This is a genomic window from Actinomyces johnsonii, assembly GCF_006546835.1.
Classification (GTDB): domain Bacteria; phylum Actinomycetota; class Actinomycetes; order Actinomycetales; family Actinomycetaceae; genus Actinomyces; species Actinomyces johnsonii.
In genome coordinates, this window is the sequence record NZ_VICB01000010.1 from 109,066 (window position 1) to 123,110 (window position 14,045).

13 protein-coding genes are annotated in these 14,045 nt (G+C 65.8%); 9 read left to right on the plus strand and 4 right to left on the minus strand.

The window, feature by feature from the left end:
- The first annotated feature begins 235 nt into the window (after positions 1-235).
- Entirely contained in the window at positions 236-1,699 is a 1,464-nt protein-coding gene (locus tag FK256_RS07520) for a hypothetical protein (RefSeq protein WP_141424318.1), read from the plus strand.
- Between the two features lie 302 nt (positions 1,700-2,001).
- Complete coding sequence (locus FK256_RS07525) at positions 2,002-2,388, plus strand: hypothetical protein (protein ID WP_141424319.1); 387 nt, start codon at positions 2,002-2,004, stop codon at positions 2,386-2,388.
- A 129-nt stretch (positions 2,389-2,517) separates the two neighbouring features.
- Here FK256_RS07525 and msrA read toward each other — a convergent pair whose 3' ends face one another.
- From msrA to trhA, 3 genes are all read right to left on the minus strand, one after another.
- Positions 2,518-3,234: a peptide-methionine (S)-S-oxide reductase MsrA gene (gene msrA, locus FK256_RS07530; RefSeq protein WP_141424320.1), complete on the minus strand. Its 717-nt coding sequence runs from the start codon at positions 3,232-3,234 to the stop codon at positions 2,518-2,520.
- A gap of 155 nt (positions 3,235-3,389) precedes the next feature.
- Positions 3,390-3,875 carry a GreA/GreB family elongation factor gene (locus FK256_RS07535; RefSeq protein ID WP_003781147.1) on the minus strand — a complete coding sequence of 162 codons (486 nt, stop codon included), beginning with the start codon at positions 3,873-3,875 and terminating at the stop codon, positions 3,390-3,392.
- Between the two features lie 324 nt (positions 3,876-4,199).
- The gene (gene trhA / locus FK256_RS07540) at positions 4,200-4,916 is read right to left on the minus strand and encodes a PAQR family membrane homeostasis protein TrhA (RefSeq protein WP_141424321.1); all 717 of its coding nucleotides are present in this window, start codon (positions 4,914-4,916) and stop codon (positions 4,200-4,202) included.
- A 366-nt stretch (positions 4,917-5,282) separates the two neighbouring features.
- Between trhA and uppS the strand changes: the two genes are divergently transcribed.
- Both uppS and FK256_RS07550 read left to right on the plus strand, forming a co-directional pair.
- Positions 5,283-6,098 (plus strand): polyprenyl diphosphate synthase, encoded by an 816-nt coding sequence (gene uppS, locus FK256_RS07545; RefSeq protein WP_141424322.1) that lies wholly within the window; start codon positions 5,283-5,285, stop codon positions 6,096-6,098.
- A gap of 102 nt (positions 6,099-6,200) precedes the next feature.
- A complete protein-coding gene (locus FK256_RS07550; RefSeq protein WP_141424323.1) occupies positions 6,201-7,145 on the plus strand; it encodes an EamA family transporter in 945 nt (314 codons plus the stop codon).
- A gap of 10 nt (positions 7,146-7,155) precedes the next feature.
- Here the strand turns inward: FK256_RS07550 and FK256_RS07555 are convergent, their stop codons facing one another.
- A complete protein-coding gene (locus tag FK256_RS07555) occupies positions 7,156-7,869 on the minus strand; it encodes a FadR/GntR family transcriptional regulator (protein WP_141424324.1) in 714 nt (237 codons plus the stop codon).
- Positions 7,870-7,995: 126 nt separating this feature from the next.
- Here FK256_RS07555 and FK256_RS07560 point away from each other — a divergent pair, with 126 nt between their 5' ends.
- The 5 genes from FK256_RS07560 to FK256_RS07580 all read left to right on the plus strand — a co-directional run bounded on the left by FK256_RS07560 (position 7,996) and on the right by FK256_RS07580 (position 13,892).
- Entirely contained in the window at positions 7,996-8,523 is a 528-nt protein-coding gene (locus FK256_RS07560) for a gluconokinase (RefSeq protein WP_141424325.1), read from the plus strand.
- 137 nt (positions 8,524-8,660) lie between these two features.
- On the plus strand, positions 8,661-10,073 hold the full coding sequence (locus tag FK256_RS07565; protein ID WP_141424326.1) for a GntP family permease: 1,413 nt from the start codon (positions 8,661-8,663) through the stop codon (positions 10,071-10,073).
- 230 nt (positions 10,074-10,303) lie between these two features.
- Positions 10,304-11,818, plus strand: a complete 1,515-nt coding sequence (locus FK256_RS07570; RefSeq protein ID WP_141424327.1) for a DEAD/DEAH box helicase — start codon at positions 10,304-10,306, stop codon at positions 11,816-11,818.
- A gap of 312 nt (positions 11,819-12,130) precedes the next feature.
- Positions 12,131-12,904, plus strand: a complete 774-nt coding sequence (locus FK256_RS07575; protein WP_009234344.1) for a hypothetical protein — start codon at positions 12,131-12,133, stop codon at positions 12,902-12,904.
- Positions 12,905-13,034: 130 nt separating this feature from the next.
- On the plus strand, positions 13,035-13,892 hold the full coding sequence (locus FK256_RS07580; protein ID WP_141424379.1) for a hypothetical protein: 858 nt from the start codon (positions 13,035-13,037) through the stop codon (positions 13,890-13,892).
- Positions 13,893-14,045 lie beyond the last annotated feature (153 nt).

The window sequence follows — 14,045 nt, forward strand, 5'->3', positions numbered from 1 at the left end:
AACGGGCTCTCGTCATTCGTTGCCAGCCTGTTGTCAATGTTTGTCGTAAGGCGCCGTCTTCGGTCTATAACGATATTTGTAATGCATTCTGTGGTTCCTGCGATTGTTGTGAGCGCCGTCAATATTGTTCCTACGTACGAGGTGCGTGGCTGGGCGCCGGTTTTCATGGTGATCATTTTCGCGATAATCGCATCGATTGTCTCATCTCTGGTGTATGTGTATCTGTTTCGAAGGGATGACTACTTATGATTGTGGAAAGTGGCTCGATATGATGAATATTTCGATTCTTCGTCCCCTGCGTAAGGCTGTTGATGTGCTGGAGCGTGTGGTAAAGGTGGGAAAACGCATGTTGGTCTTGTCGTCGAGCCGGAATGTTTGTGATCGCGGATTCCGGAAAATGCGTGAAAATGGTGCGACACTCGTTGAGTTCGCAGGAATGGCTATCGTTGTGGCGATCTTCATTGGTGGGGTGATTGCTGCGGCTCCGAGCCATGGGCGCGAAATTTCTTGCAGCATCCTCTCCAAGATCAGTGAGGCCGTTGGGGCTGGAGGGATTCAATGTGGTGGGACTGACGATAACGCGCAAGAGGATAAGCATAAGCCGACTGAGGCGTGTACAACTAATCAACGGACCCAGAGCGTCAATGCATCTGTCGGTGTGGCAGTCATCAGTGCTGAAATAAAAGGTGGTTTTGTCGTCGAAAAATTGTCAGATGGTCGCTATAGAATTACCGACACGCGCACGCTAAAAGCTGGAGCCTCTTTCGGAGTGGGTGTAGGAGTTGAAGTGGTCGCTAATAATAAAGGGTATGGGGCATACGCGGGTGCAGATGCTTCCGCTGGCGGGGCTGTTGAGGAGGGGCTCATCTATGAGGTCGATTCTGAGAAGGCAAAAGATGACTTAATGGGTTATTTGACTAGAAAAGCTGTAGGAGATGGGGTTGGTTTTGTAGGTGCTCTACTCAATGAAGTGGTAAACGGCGTTATGGGCTATCGGCCTCCGGGGCCAACTGCATACTATGTTCAGGCTGGTGTGGAAGGCTCTGCGGGTGTTGATGTTACACAAGGAATCGAAGGCGCGCAAGCTGAGGTTAACGCTGCCGCTGCGATGGGGGTTAAGGTCAATCGCGATGCGGGGACGACTACACTGTACTATAAAACAAATGCTGATATCTCGGGAAATGCTAGAAAACTAGGTGTGGGAGCGGAGGCGAGTGCGTCAATGGAGCAGATCGTTGCCGTCACGATTAACAGCGAGGATCCCGATAAGGTGTTGAATGTATCTGTTACCGGTATGTATGATGCCCAAGTCGGGGCGACAACCCCGCTGGGTGTGGGCAATCCTCAGCCACTTGAATCGGGTCAGGTGTGGACTGCGTCAGTCGATCTGAATTCGGCGGAAACGAGCCGAATGGCCCGTAACTTCTTGGCGGCTTCGAAAATTCCTGGGTTTGAGAACGGCAAGGGTGCTTTAGAAAACCTTGGTGAGGCCACATCGACGTTCATTAATGCTGCGGCAGATAGAGGTGTTTTGACGCGCCAGGATATTTCAATGAGTTCCTCTAACTATGGGGTGAAAGTGGGTGCGAAGCTGGGGTTGGAGTTGAGTGCCGGCCTTGGATATTCTGATGAGAATATTGAGTTTTCTAATGGGCAGTACTATTCTGGTGGAAAGTGGAATCGGTGGGAGGGATGCTGATGTCTTTGTTGTTGTCTCGTCGGTCAGTTTTGGTTCCTTTAGGGGTTGTTGGATTGTCATATGTGACAGGTTGTTCGGGGCGCAGTGCTAGAGATGCTGGATCATCCTCGTCAGGAGGCTCTGGTGTGTCAGGAAGACCCTCTTCCAGCCCTGGCGAAACATCCACGTGGCGGCCTGTTGCCGATATCCAGGTCGTCCCTGACACGCAGCCGCGAAACGTGCAGCCGAAGTCCCCCTCGGGTGAGTCGGTTGAGGTTCACGGTCTGACGCTCACCGCCCCTGCTGGTGCAACCCTCAGTGAGGTGAGTAACTCCGAGGGGCATCCAGCCACGGAAATCCTGATGCCGGGGGCGAACAACGGGGTCCCACGGGTGAGAGTCCGGCGGGTGGAGTCGTTCGGGCGTCCGCTTGTTGACGAAACCTACGCGCAAGAGGTGCTTCTGGTTTCAGAGCGTCAAACCAATGTGTTCCGGACGAAGGAGACGTGGCCGCATATGAAGGAGGCCTACATCATCACATGGGACACAACCATCCCGGCCTCGGACGGATCGGATCTGCCGCTGAGCGCTTTGGGGTTCTGGCTCGGTGATACTGAGACCAGTGGCTGGACACTATTTGCCACTGCCGAGCGGGGTAAGCTCGAGAACTCGCCTCTGTGGGACGTCACCTTCTCCGCACGTTCTGCGTAACCGAGTCCCGAGCCTGGGAACACCAAGCAGTGCGTGAGCACAGCCAAGGCGGAAGATGGAACGAGGAGGAATACACGTGCTGGCGGCTAACCGCGATCTCGATGTTCCAACGTGTGGACTGGGTACGGTTCAGGCCGGCGCGTCTTCGGGGGCCAGGATGTCGGTCTGGGCGGGCAGGTCCGTGATGCCAACCGGGCAGGTCACCCCGTTGGGGCCGTGGTTGCAGTAGCCGTTCGGGTTCTTGTGCAGGTAGGCCTGGTGGTAGTCCTCAGCCAGGTAGTAGGGGCCGCCGAACTGAGCCGGCGCGTCCGCCGCATCCCCGATGGTGGTCACGCAGGTGCCCAGGCCCAGGTGGGTCAGCTCGCCCTGGAAGGCCTCGCGGATCCGCACGGCTGCTTCGCGCTGGGCGGGCGTCGTCGTCCATACCGCCGAGCGGTACTGGGTGCCGACGTCGTTGCCGTGGCGGTTCAGGTGCGTGGAGTCGTGGTTCTCCCAGAAGGCCCGCAGCAGGGTCTCCCCACCCTCGCCGCAGACGGCCGGGTCGTAGACGACGCGCACCGTCTCGGCATGACCGGTCGCCCCGGTGCACACCTCCTGGTACGTGGGGTTGGGCGTCTGGCCGCCCATGTAGCCGACCGACGTCGAGACGACGCCGTCCTGGCGCCACAGGATCCGCTCCACGCCCCAGAAGCAGCCGCCCGCCAGATAGATGACCCGACTACCCTCGGGCCACGGTCCGTCCAGGGGCGTCCCCAGCACCGGGTGGTCTCCGGGGGCGGGCAGGACTGGTGTTTCGCGGCCGGTCGGCGCCGATCCGCTGAGCGAGTGACGAAGGGCGTTGAACATGAGAACACGGTACTGCGCCCCGCCTCTATTCCCGCCCGCGCTTCACTGACCGCGAGGAAGAGGAGGTACGAGACATCGAACCGGGCATTTCTCGCGGTGCCCAACAGAATTTCGGTGGGGCTGCGCGAAAAATGCCCGGCTCGGTAGAGACAGAGTCAGACCCGCTCGACCTTGACGATCTCGGCCTTGATCTCCCGGCCGGTGGGGGCCTCGTAGGAGACGGTGTCGCCCGCGCGATGCCCCATGAGGGCCTGGCCCAGCGGGGCGTCAGGGGAGAAGACCTTGACGCCGTCGGGCACGTCCGCGGTGATCTCCTGGCCGCCGAGGGCGAAGACCTGCTCCTTGCCGGCCACCTTCGCGGTGACGATCGTCCCGGCCGAGACCGAGCCGTCGTCGGCCGCCTCGCCGATCTGGGCGTTCTCCAGGGTCTCCTCGAGCTGGATGATGCGCGCCTCGTTGAGCCCTGCCTCCTCGCGGGCCGCGTGGTAGCCGGCGTTCTCCCGCAGGTCACCCTCCTGGCGGGCCGCCTCCACGCGCTGGGCGATCTCCTTGCGCTCGGTCGTCTTGCGGTGCTCGAGCTCGGCGGACAGGCGGTCGTAGGCCTCCTGCGTGAGCCAGGTGCCCTGTGACTGCTCGGACATGGGTCCTCCTTGGATGGCTGGTGCTGGTCACTTGGCGGCGGTTGGGCGGCGCCACCTTGCGACGACGACACCCGGCGGCTCCTCGCAGGGCCAACCGGGTTTGAAGCGCGAGTCTACGCCGGAGCCTGAAAGAACGCTGAATGCTTGGCGGAAGCTGCTGGGGTGTCAGTCGTTCGTGCGCGCCGCAGTGCCGGGCCGAATGTCCGCTGACCTGCCCGATCGGGGTCGGCCGCCGCTTTCAGAAAAGGCGGTGGGGAGATAGACCGATTGACGTCGCGGTGGCGTGCGGCGGTGTTCTCGCCGCGCGCTGCAGCCCCGGTCCGCCTACCGCAGGATTGCCAGGAAGCAGGCCACGCACTGGCAGGCCCATGCGGCCACGGTGCACACGTGGAAGATCTCGTGGAAGCCGAACCAGCGTGGCGAGGGGTCGGGTGTCTTGCGGGCGTAGACAACGGCGCCCAGCGTGTAGGTCACGCCCCCGGCCACCAGCAGCCACACGATCGCCGGGCCGCCGGTTCGCCAGAACTGCGGCAGGAACCAGATCGCCACCCAGCCCAGGATGATGTAAAGCGCGGTGGTGAACCAGCGTGGCGCACTCATCCACAGCAGGTTCGTGGCCGTGCCGATCGCGGCGCCTGCCCACACGATGCCCAGGACCAGGGCGGCCGTGCGCGTCGGCAGTAGCGCCACCGACAGGGGCGTGTAGGTGCCGGCGATGAGCAGGTAGATGTTCGCGTGGTCGATCCGCCGCAGAGTGGCCGCCACCTTCGCGGACCAATAGCCGGTGCCGATGTGGTAGACGCCGGAGTTGGCGAACAGCAGCAGTGAGCAGGTCAGGTAGATGGCACAGGCCCACTTCAGGCCCGCCCCCGGCGCCAGGACGGTCAGCACGATGCAGGCCGCCAGGGCCAGTGGTGCCGTGCCGGCGTGGATCCAGCCGCGCAGCTTCGGCTTGACGGCGGCGATGACCTCTCTGGCGGACGTGGACGCAGTGCGGCGCGGAGCCGGTGTCGGCGGCGTCGGTGACAATGTCGAAGACATGGGCGTGGGCGTCCTTCTGGGTGGCTCGGGCTAAGGGCGGGGTCAGTTCTGGACCTTACGACTCCGTAGGTTACGCGAGCGTAGGTTGCGGTGGTAGCTATCTGAAGGGCGATGTGATGCGGGTGGCACGGCGTCCCTCTCCAGTTGGTTTCTCGGCCGCTGCTGCCTGGGTCGGCACGGTCGAACGGTCCTGATACGCCCCTGTTGTGCCCCGATAACCCTGAGCGAACCTGACGGCCGGATTTGACCCGGCTGTTAGCCGTCTGACCCAGCGCGGGAGGGATGACGCGCGATACCGTTGGCGGTGGCCCCGCGCCGTCGGGTCCCCGTCCCTACAACCCCGCTGAGGAACCCCGAGGAAACGGCATGGCAGGCGACAACTTCCTCTACGACATCTACGAGCGCCGGCTGGCTGCGCGCATCGACCCGGCCACGGTGCCCCGCCACGTGGGTGTCATCCTCGACGGCAACCGGCGCTGGGCCAAGTCCATGGGGTTCGGGGCAGCCCAGGGGCACAAGCGCGGCGCGGACAAGATCGAGGAGTTCCTCGGGTGGGCGGAGCAGATGGGGGTCCGGGTCGTCACCCTGTGGCTGCTGAGCACAGACAACCTCTCCCGGGACCCGGCCGAGCTCTCGCCCCTGCTCGACATCATCGCCCACGCCGTCGACGAGCTCGCCGAGACCGGCCGCTGGAGCCTGCGGCTCGTGGGCGCCGTCGACCTCCTGCCCGAGCCGCTGGCCGAGCGCCTGCGCGCGGCCGTCGCCAGGTCCCGACTGCCAGCCACCGATGCCCCTGAGTCGGACGGGAAGGCGGGTGAGGCCGCCGCTCAGGATCGGCGCATGCAGGTGAACATCGCCGTCGGCTACGGGGGCCGCCAGGAGATCGCCGACGCCGTGCGCGAGCTGCTGCGCGAGCGGGCCACCGCCGGGGCGAGCCTGGAGGAGGTCGCCGCTTCGCTCAGCGAGGAGGACATCACCGACCACCTCTACACCAAGGGTCAGCCCGACCCCGACCTGGTCATCCGCACCTCGGGCGAGCAGCGGCTCTCCGGGTTCCTGCTGTGGCAGTCGGTGCACTCCGAGTACTACTTCTGTGAGGTTAACTGGCCGGCCTTCCGGCGCGTGGACTTCCTGCGGGCGCTGCGCGACTTCGCTGGCCGGGAGCGCCGCCTGGGCAGGTAGCCGGGCGAGCCTTGCTGCGCCCGGCGTGCCGGGTGCGCCGCGCTGGAACCGTGGAGGGGTGGCGCGTGAAGGAGCCGCAGGAGGGCGGGCGACAATACGGGAGTGACGAACGGTGATTCCCGCCCGCCCCACGGCCTGAGCAATAGCGCAGGAGCGAGTGGCGCGGGTAGTGCGGGTAGCGCGGTGGTGGGAAGGGTTCCGGCACCGCTGGTCTTCGTCGTCTCAGCCTTCTCCCAGTACCTCGGTGCGGGCCTGGCCGTCTCCCTGTTCTCGCTCATGCCCTCAACGACGGTGGCCTGGTGGCGCCTGGTGGTGGGTGCCACCGTGCTCATGGCACTTCGATGTCCTTGGCGCCGGAGCTGGACACCCAAGGCGCTGGCGCTGGCCGCTGCCTTCGGGACGGCCACGGCCACCATGAACGTCATCTTCTACGCGGCGATCTCACTGCTTCCGCTGGGGGCGGTCGTCTCCCTGGAGTTCCTCGGGCCGGTCGCCGTCGCCGCCTTCACGGGGCGCGGGTGGCGGCCGCGCTGCTCCGCGGTGCTGGCACTACTGGGAGTCGTGTCCATCTCCGGGCTTGGCGTCGACGTGGGCGAGCCGGATCAGAGGACGGGGGTCGTACTCGCGCTGGCGGCCGGTGCGGCCTGGGCGGGCTACATCCTTCTGGGGCGACGTGTGGCCTCGGCCGGGGCCGGGATCGACTCGCTCGCTGTGGGCATGGTGTTCGGTGCGCTGGTCTACGCTCCCTTCGCCGTCGGCACGGCTGCCGGCGCCCTGGCGTCGGTAAGGTCGACGGCGATGGCGCTGGGAGTCGGGCTGCTGTCGACCGCGGTGCCCTACGGACTCGATCAAGTGGTGCTCAAACGGCTCGGGACAGATACCTTCGCGCTCCTGTCCTCACTCATGCCGGCGACGTCGATGCTGGTGGGAGTGGTGGTGCTGGGCCAGCTGCCCAGCGGCTGGGAGGTCACCGGGCTCGTGCTGGTTTCGGTGGCCGTTGCCCTGGCCAGCGCGGACGGCCGCGCGCCGCGCCCTGCGAGTCACTGAGGAAGGGGCGTCAAGCCTCGAGGAAGCCGCGCAGACCGCGCTCGAGCAGGGCGCCGCGCACCTCGGCGACGAGGTCTCGCATGGAGGACTCCGCCGTCGCGGCGTCGCCAGCAGCGATCGCGCCGGCGACTCGCTCGTGGAGCTCGAGCGCCTCAGGCTGGGGCACCTGTACCCGGCCGGTGAGCCTGGCTCTCCCGGAGAGCACCTCCGCGACGATGCCGGTCAGCGCCTTGAAGGTGTCGTTGTGGCTGGCTTCCAGGACGAGGCTGTGGAAGGCGATGTCGTCGTCGAGATAGGATGCGACGTTCCCGGTAGCGCCCTTGGCCCGGATCTCGGCCGCCAGCGCCAACAGCCCGGAGCGCTGCTCCTCGGTGGCTCGGCGGGCGGCCGCCGCCGCGGCGACCGGCTCGATGGCGGCGCGCAGCTCGGTCAGGGCGCCGAGCTTGGGGCCGTGCGGATCGGCCTCGAGCTGCCAGCGCACGAGCTCGGGCGCAAGGGCTGACCAGTGCTCGCGCGGCTGAACCACGATGCCCACCCGACGTCGCGAGGCGACGATGCCGATGGACTCCAAGGTGTGGACGCAATCGCGCGCCAGTGTCCGGGAGACGCCGTAACGGGACTGGATTGCCTCCAGCGTCAGGCTCTGGCCCGGCGCCATCTCCCCGGTCACGATGGCGCGCCCGAGGGAGTCGAGGACGTCGCGACGTCGGTCAGTGGAGGGCATAGGTGGGCTTCCGGAGGAGTGGCGCGAGATGTTTGTGGGAGATGCTATCCGACCCTTTTAAAAGTACTACGTTTGAGGTATATTCGTCGTATCAGTTCACGACAATGGCGTCATCAAGGAGCAGACATGAGCCGATCCGTCGAGCACCTCGTCCTCATGGGGGTCTCCGGCTGCGGCAAGACCACAGCCGCACTCAACCTTCACAACGCTCTGGGCTGGCCCGTCGCCGAGGCCGACGACTTCCACCCCGAGGCCAACATCGACAAGATGAGCCGCGGCATCGCCCTGACCGACGAGGACCGCTGGCCCTGGCTGGAATCCATGCGCGACTGGATGAGCGAGCGCGCCGCCGATGGCGTCAAGACGATCGTCACGTGCTCAGCGCTCAAGCGCTCCTACCGCGACCTGCTCTCCTGCGCGCAGGGCCGGGTCTTCTTTATCCACCTGCTCGCCCAACCCGAGGAGCTCCAGGAGCGCATGGCCCACCGCGAGGGGCACTTCATGCCCCCGAGCCTGCTGCCGTCCCAGTTCGCCGCCCTCGAGCCCCTGTCCGACGACGAGGACGGCGTCACCGTGGTCTCGCGGGCGACGCCGGAAGAGACCTTCGAGGCAATCCTCGCCGCACTCGAGCAGGCTTCGGCCGACGCTGGCTGAGCGCCGATCTTCGCTGATAGCCGCTGGCGCCCACGTCAACCAACCGAGGCGCGCGGCGCACATTCAACCCGGCCCGCCGAACCCGGCATGCGCACACCTCGTCCTCACTCCACCTCCCGACGACAACGGAGACAACAATGACGTTCACTCTTCCGGCTCAACCGGTCGTGCTGCCGGCAGCCGACACCGTGAGCCACACGGACAATCACACGCAGCTCATCGCGGCCGCTCTGCTCGGCATCGCCACGATCATCGTGCTCATCGTCTGGCGCAAGATGCACCCCTTCCTCGCGCTGACGCTGGGCTCGGCGGTCCTGGCCGTCGTCGCCGGCATCCCGCTGGCCGACACCTTTACCGCCTTCACCAAGGGAATGGGCTCCACGATCGGTGACGTGGGCACCCTCATCGCCTTCGGGGCGATCATCGGCCGCCTCCTCATCGACTCCGGCGGTGCCGACCAGATCGTCGACACCGTCCTGGCCCGCGCTCCCGGCCCCCGCCTTCCCTGGGCGATGGCGCTCATCGCCTTCGTCGTCGGCATCCCGCTGTTTTTCGAGGTCGGCATCGTCCTGCTCATCCCCGTGGTCATGATCGTCGCCCGGCGGGCCCACCAGCCGCTCATTGCGCTGGGCGTGCCCGCCCTGGCCGGCCTGTCCGCGCTCCACGGCCTCGTGCCGCCGCACCCCGGACCGCTCATCGCCATCAACGCCGTCAAGGCCGACTTGGGGCTCACCCTCGGACTGGGGCTGCTGGTCGCCGTACCCACGGTCATCATCTCCGGGCCCATCGCGGCCCGCTTCATGGCCAGGTGGGTACCGATTGAGGCGCCCGAGCCACTGGGGGCCTCGGATGAGGAGCACGGGGGACCGCGACCCTCCTTCGCAACCTCGATCGTGGTGGTTCTGCTGCCCGTGGGACTCATGCTTCTGCGTACTGTCGTCGAGACCCTCGTCCCCGAGGGCAGCGACAACCTGGTAGTCCACGCAGCCCTATTCGTGGGCAAGCCGATTGTCGCCCTGCTGATCACGGTCCTGGCCGCCATGTACCTCTTCGGGGCCCGCCTAGGGCTGGGTGCCGACGACGTCAGCGGACGGGTCGGGGCCTCGCTCGCACCCATCGCCGGGATCCTGCTCATCGTCGGGGCCGGGGGAGGATTCAAGCAGACCCTTGTCGACTCAGGGATCGCCAACATCATCGCTGCCTGGATCCAGCAGGCGGCCGTGCCCGCCCTCCTGGCCGGATGGCTCGTGGCCGTCGCCGTGCGCCTGGCCACGGGATCGGCGACCGTCGCCACCATCACCGCGGCCGGCATCATGGCGCCGCTGACCACTCACATGCCACGGGTCGAGGTCGCTCTTCTCGTCCTGGCGATCGGCGCGGGCTCAGTGTTCCTCTCCCACGTCAACGACGCCGGCTTCTGGTTGGTCAAGGAGTACTTCGGGATGACCGTGGGGCAGACCTTCAAGACCTGGTCGCTGATGGAGACGATCCTGTCCGTGGTCGCCATGGTCGCGATCGGCCTCCTCGCACTCGTCCTGGGAGTCTTCTGACCAGCCGCTGAAGTATGTGAGCGGCGTCCTTGGGGAACGGTGATATCTCGGGCAGGATGGCGTTCTGGTCCGGGCGCCGCCCGGTCTGGCTGGTGCCCCGGTCCCGGCGCGCGTCAACTCATCTGACGCCTCGCGCCGTCGAGCCGCGTACGCCGGCACCTCACGCACCGACGCGCACGCCGCCAGCGACTCGCGCCGGCGTGCTCGCGGTCCCAACCGACAGGACCCTCGTGGCCGCACACCGCACCTCCGCCTCCCACCGCTTCGCCTCCGGGAAGACCCCGGCCGCCGGGGAGGCCACCTTCACCTCCCTCGGCCTGGACTCCGACCTGGCCACCGACCTCGACTCGCGCGGTTTCACCGCGCCCTTCCCCATTCAGGCCGCCACCCTGCCCGACACCCTCGCCGGGCGCGATGTGCTCGGCCGCGGCCGTACCGGATCGGGCAAGACCCTGGCCTTCAGCCTCCCGCTGGTCCAGCGCTTGGCCCAGCAGGACAAGGCCCGCCCCGGCCACCCCATTGGCCTGGTCCTGGCCCCCACCCGCGAGCTCGCCCTCCAGATCGCCGAGGTCATCGAGCCCCTGGCCCGCGTGGTCGATATGGACGTGACCACCATCTTCGGCGGCGTCTCGGCCAAGCCCCAGGAGAAGGCCCTCAAGGCGGGGGTCGACGTCGTCGTCGCCTGCCCCGGCAGGCTCCTGGACCTCATGGGGCAAGGGCTCATCGAGCTCGACGAGGTCGAGATCACCGTCCTGGACGAGGCCGACCACATGGCCGACCTCGGCTTCCTGCCCAATGTCCGCCGCATCCTGCGCGCCACCCCGCAGCGCGGCCAGCGCATGCTGTTCTCCGCCACCCTGGACAACGGCGTGGACACACTGGTCAAGGAGTTCCTCCACAACCCGCTCCAGCACTCCGTGGACCCCTCGACCTCGCCGGTGGACGCCATGGCCCACCGCGTGTGGATGGTCGCGGACAAGACCGCCAAAGACGGCATCGTGCGGCGCCTGGCCTCCGGAGAGGGACAGCGCATCCTGTTCACCCGCACCAAGCACCTCGCCCGGCGCCTGGCCCGCAAGCTCGTCCAGGCCGGCATCCCCGCCGTCGAGCTGCAGGGGAACATGAGTCAGAATGCGCGCGAGCGCGCCATGCGGGCCTTCTCCACCGGGCAGGTCCACGTCATGGTCGCCACCGACATCGCCGCCCGGGGGATCGACGTCTCCGGCGTCGAGCTCGTCGTCCACGTCGACCCGCCCGCCGAGCACAAGGCCTACCTGCACCGCTCCGGGCGCACCGCCCGCGCCGGGGCAGCCGGGAGTGTCGTCACCCTCGTCTTGCCCGAGCAGGGCCGTGACGTCCAGGTCCTGCTCAAGAAGGCGCGTATCCGCGCGGACATCGAGCGCATCCGGCCCGACGACGACGCCGTGGCTGCCCTCGTGGGGCGGGTCGCCGACGCCGTCGCGATCGAGGACATGCCTGAGGGCGTGGCCGTCAAGGGCGGCAGCCCCAGCGGGCGGGCCTCCACCGGCCGGCCGGGACACGGCCACGGCGAGGCGGGACGGGGACGATCCGGGCGCGCTGGCCGTAGCGGGGGCGGCGGTCACGGTCGCGGGGCCAAGAACAGCGGGCGGGCAGCCGGTCAGGGCGGCCGAGGCGGCGGACGCGGCCATGGTTCCCGGCGGGGCGGCGGCGCCTCGCGCTCAGGGCAATCCCGGCGAGGGCGCGCCTCCGGCGGGCAGGGCTGATCGAGCGAATTGATCGAGGACTCAACCTGTCTGTACCGGGGCCGACGTCGACAGCAGTGCGACTGACCTCGTTGATACTGTCTCAACCTTCGATATCAATAGGAAATGCTGGGTGCCGCCGATGGCCTCCGCTGTGATCGCATTATTCATCTACTAAAGTGGAGCGAGACGAAGGTAGGACTGATCGCGCCAATTGTCGGAATCGCGTCAACACCAAAATCTCCTCAGGAATAATATTGCATTATTTCGGGCGGTAGATACACTAGGCTGGTGAGAACTCGGCCCCATTGGGTCTGGAAAGGTGGTTGGTCCATGTCTTGTTCACGTCGTTCTGCAATCGGAGCCACGGCTACTCTTATATTCACTGCTGCTCTCAGTCAGCAAATCGGAGTCGCGGCGGCGGAAGAACCCAGCTCGGAGGAGGCTGTGGTACCGGTGCGGTTCTTCCCAGGAAAAGGTGAGAAGGCTGGGCTGGTCATCTTCTTCGATGGTGATGGTCAAGCGTTGCACGACACCGATGGCGGTGATGGCGAGGGGGTCAGAGGGGGCCTCTCCGGGTCCGGAAGTGTGGCTGGGCCGTCAACGGCCTACGGGTACGACGTGATTTCTATCCGCGCTCCCGGCGAAGAGGGGTCGTGGAGGAATAGCGGTCAAGGGGGCGTTGATTACGTCAAGACCGTGGTCCACGACGTTGCTGCGGAGCATGGTTCGAATACAAAATGCCTGTGGTTCGCCGGATATGCGAGCGGCTCTGACTTCATTACGCAAACAGTCTTCCCCGCGTTCGCGGAAGATTTGGAAGGCGGTGGACTCATTGTTTTCGCCGGCGGCGACTCGCCCAGTGAGACTCTTGTGTTCTCTGAACGAATCAAGTCGTCTTTATCTCTGAACTGGATTACAGGACGATACAGCGCTGGTGGGGGCAGTGGAGACCTCGATCGTGCCAGAAGAGGTATAAAGTATTATAAGGAGGCGGGTTTTAAGAATGTCTGGAAAGAGATCTCTCATGACAACCACGTGTCCGTCATTAGGGTGTTTGGCCACTATGTGAATAGGAGGCTTCTGGCCTATGCGGGCAAACGGTAGGCGCGTGATACTGATGGCCTGAGTGTGCGGGAGCGGGGCGCCGGTGCTACGGTCGAACGGCTGACCGTGATCGGGAAGGTGGGTGGAGAGCGTGGCGGCACACCTTTCGCGGCGGGCCCTGGCCGGGGCGATGGCGGGTGTCATCCTGACCGGTTGCGCTCCGCAGGGGCCACATCAGCCGGCCGCGCACCCGACTCCACCGCCGCACCTGCGTTCGCGAGGGGCGAGCGTTGATCCGAGCCTGCGTCCGGCGCCGGAGGATCTTTCGATTCCCGCCGCGTTCTCCTACACCGACTCCGAGGGCGAGGCCTCCGACTGCATCTTCTACGCGACCGCGGATGCGCCGGTGGGCCTGGTCGTCTACCTCGACGGCGACGGGCAGCCGTTCCACGGTCAGGGCGACCAGAGCCCGAGCGCGAGGTCCCGTGGCGGGCTGGCCGGCACTGGGGGAGTCGTCGAGGCTGCGGGTGCTCGCGGATACGACGTTGTCTCGGTGCGTTCTCCCGGAGATGATGAAGCCTGGTGGTTGGATGACCAGGACGCCAAGGTCCGCTATCTGGAAGAGGCTCTCGACTATGTGGCCATCGAGTGCGGGGCCAATACGGAGCAGGTATGGTTCGTGGGGTACTCCGGCGGTTCGGAGTTCGTCAGCCAATGGTTCTTCCCCGCCTACGCCGAGCGCATGAACGGTGGGGGATTCGTTCTCTTCGGGGGCGGTGACGCACCTGACTCGAGCACCGTGACGTTCTCCGACGACGTCAAGGAACGACTTCGGCTCAACTGGGTGACCGGGACGCGCGACGTTCCCAGCGACAGCGCCGACGGGTTCGACGGCATCGGGCGCGCCCGCAACAGCTTGGCCTACTACCGCTCCGCGGGCTTCCGTCACACCTGGAGCGAGTGGCCCGACGACGATCACGGCAGCATCACTGAGAAGTTCGGCCACTATGTTGGGCGTGTTCTCGATGCTGCTGCAAGCGGAAAATGACAAAGCTGCCTCGGAGGTTGGACGGTGAGTCTCCAGAGCAGTCTGCGATCCGTAAGGCGCGGTCTTCAGATCCGGGTATGTCATTGTGACTGCGTGAGCTGTGCTCGCATCCGGCCACCTGGGCTGGCGCCGATCAAGCCCGGCTCAACATGA

Excerpts from the sequence above, each read along its gene's own strand:
- msrA (WP_141424320.1), bottom strand. The coding sequence starts at position 3,234 with ATGTTCAACGCCCTTCGTCACTCGCTCAGCGGATCGGCGCCGACCGGC.
- FK256_RS07555 (WP_141424324.1), bottom strand. The coding sequence starts at position 7,869 with ATGCCCTCCACTGACCGACGTCGCGACGTCCTCGACTCCCTCGGGCGC.
- FK256_RS07580 (WP_141424379.1), top strand. The coding sequence starts at position 13,035 with ATGGCGGGTGTCATCCTGACCGGTTGCGCTCCGCAGGGGCCACATCAG.
- FK256_RS07535 (WP_003781147.1), bottom strand. The coding sequence starts at position 3,875 with ATGTCCGAGCAGTCACAGGGCACCTGGCTCACGCAGGAGGCCTACGAC.
- trhA (WP_141424321.1), bottom strand. The coding sequence starts at position 4,916 with ATGTCTTCGACATTGTCACCGACGCCGCCGACACCGGCTCCGCGCCGC.
- FK256_RS07565 (WP_141424326.1), top strand. The coding sequence starts at position 8,661 with ATGACGTTCACTCTTCCGGCTCAACCGGTCGTGCTGCCGGCAGCCGAC.
- FK256_RS07575 (WP_009234344.1), top strand. The coding sequence starts at position 12,131 with ATGTCTTGTTCACGTCGTTCTGCAATCGGAGCCACGGCTACTCTTATA.
- FK256_RS07560 (WP_141424325.1), top strand. The coding sequence starts at position 7,996 with ATGAGCCGATCCGTCGAGCACCTCGTCCTCATGGGGGTCTCCGGCTGC.
- uppS (WP_141424322.1), top strand. The coding sequence starts at position 5,283 with ATGGCAGGCGACAACTTCCTCTACGACATCTACGAGCGCCGGCTGGCT.
- FK256_RS07520 (WP_141424318.1), top strand. The coding sequence starts at position 236 with ATGACTACTTATGATTGTGGAAAGTGGCTCGATATGATGAATATTTCG.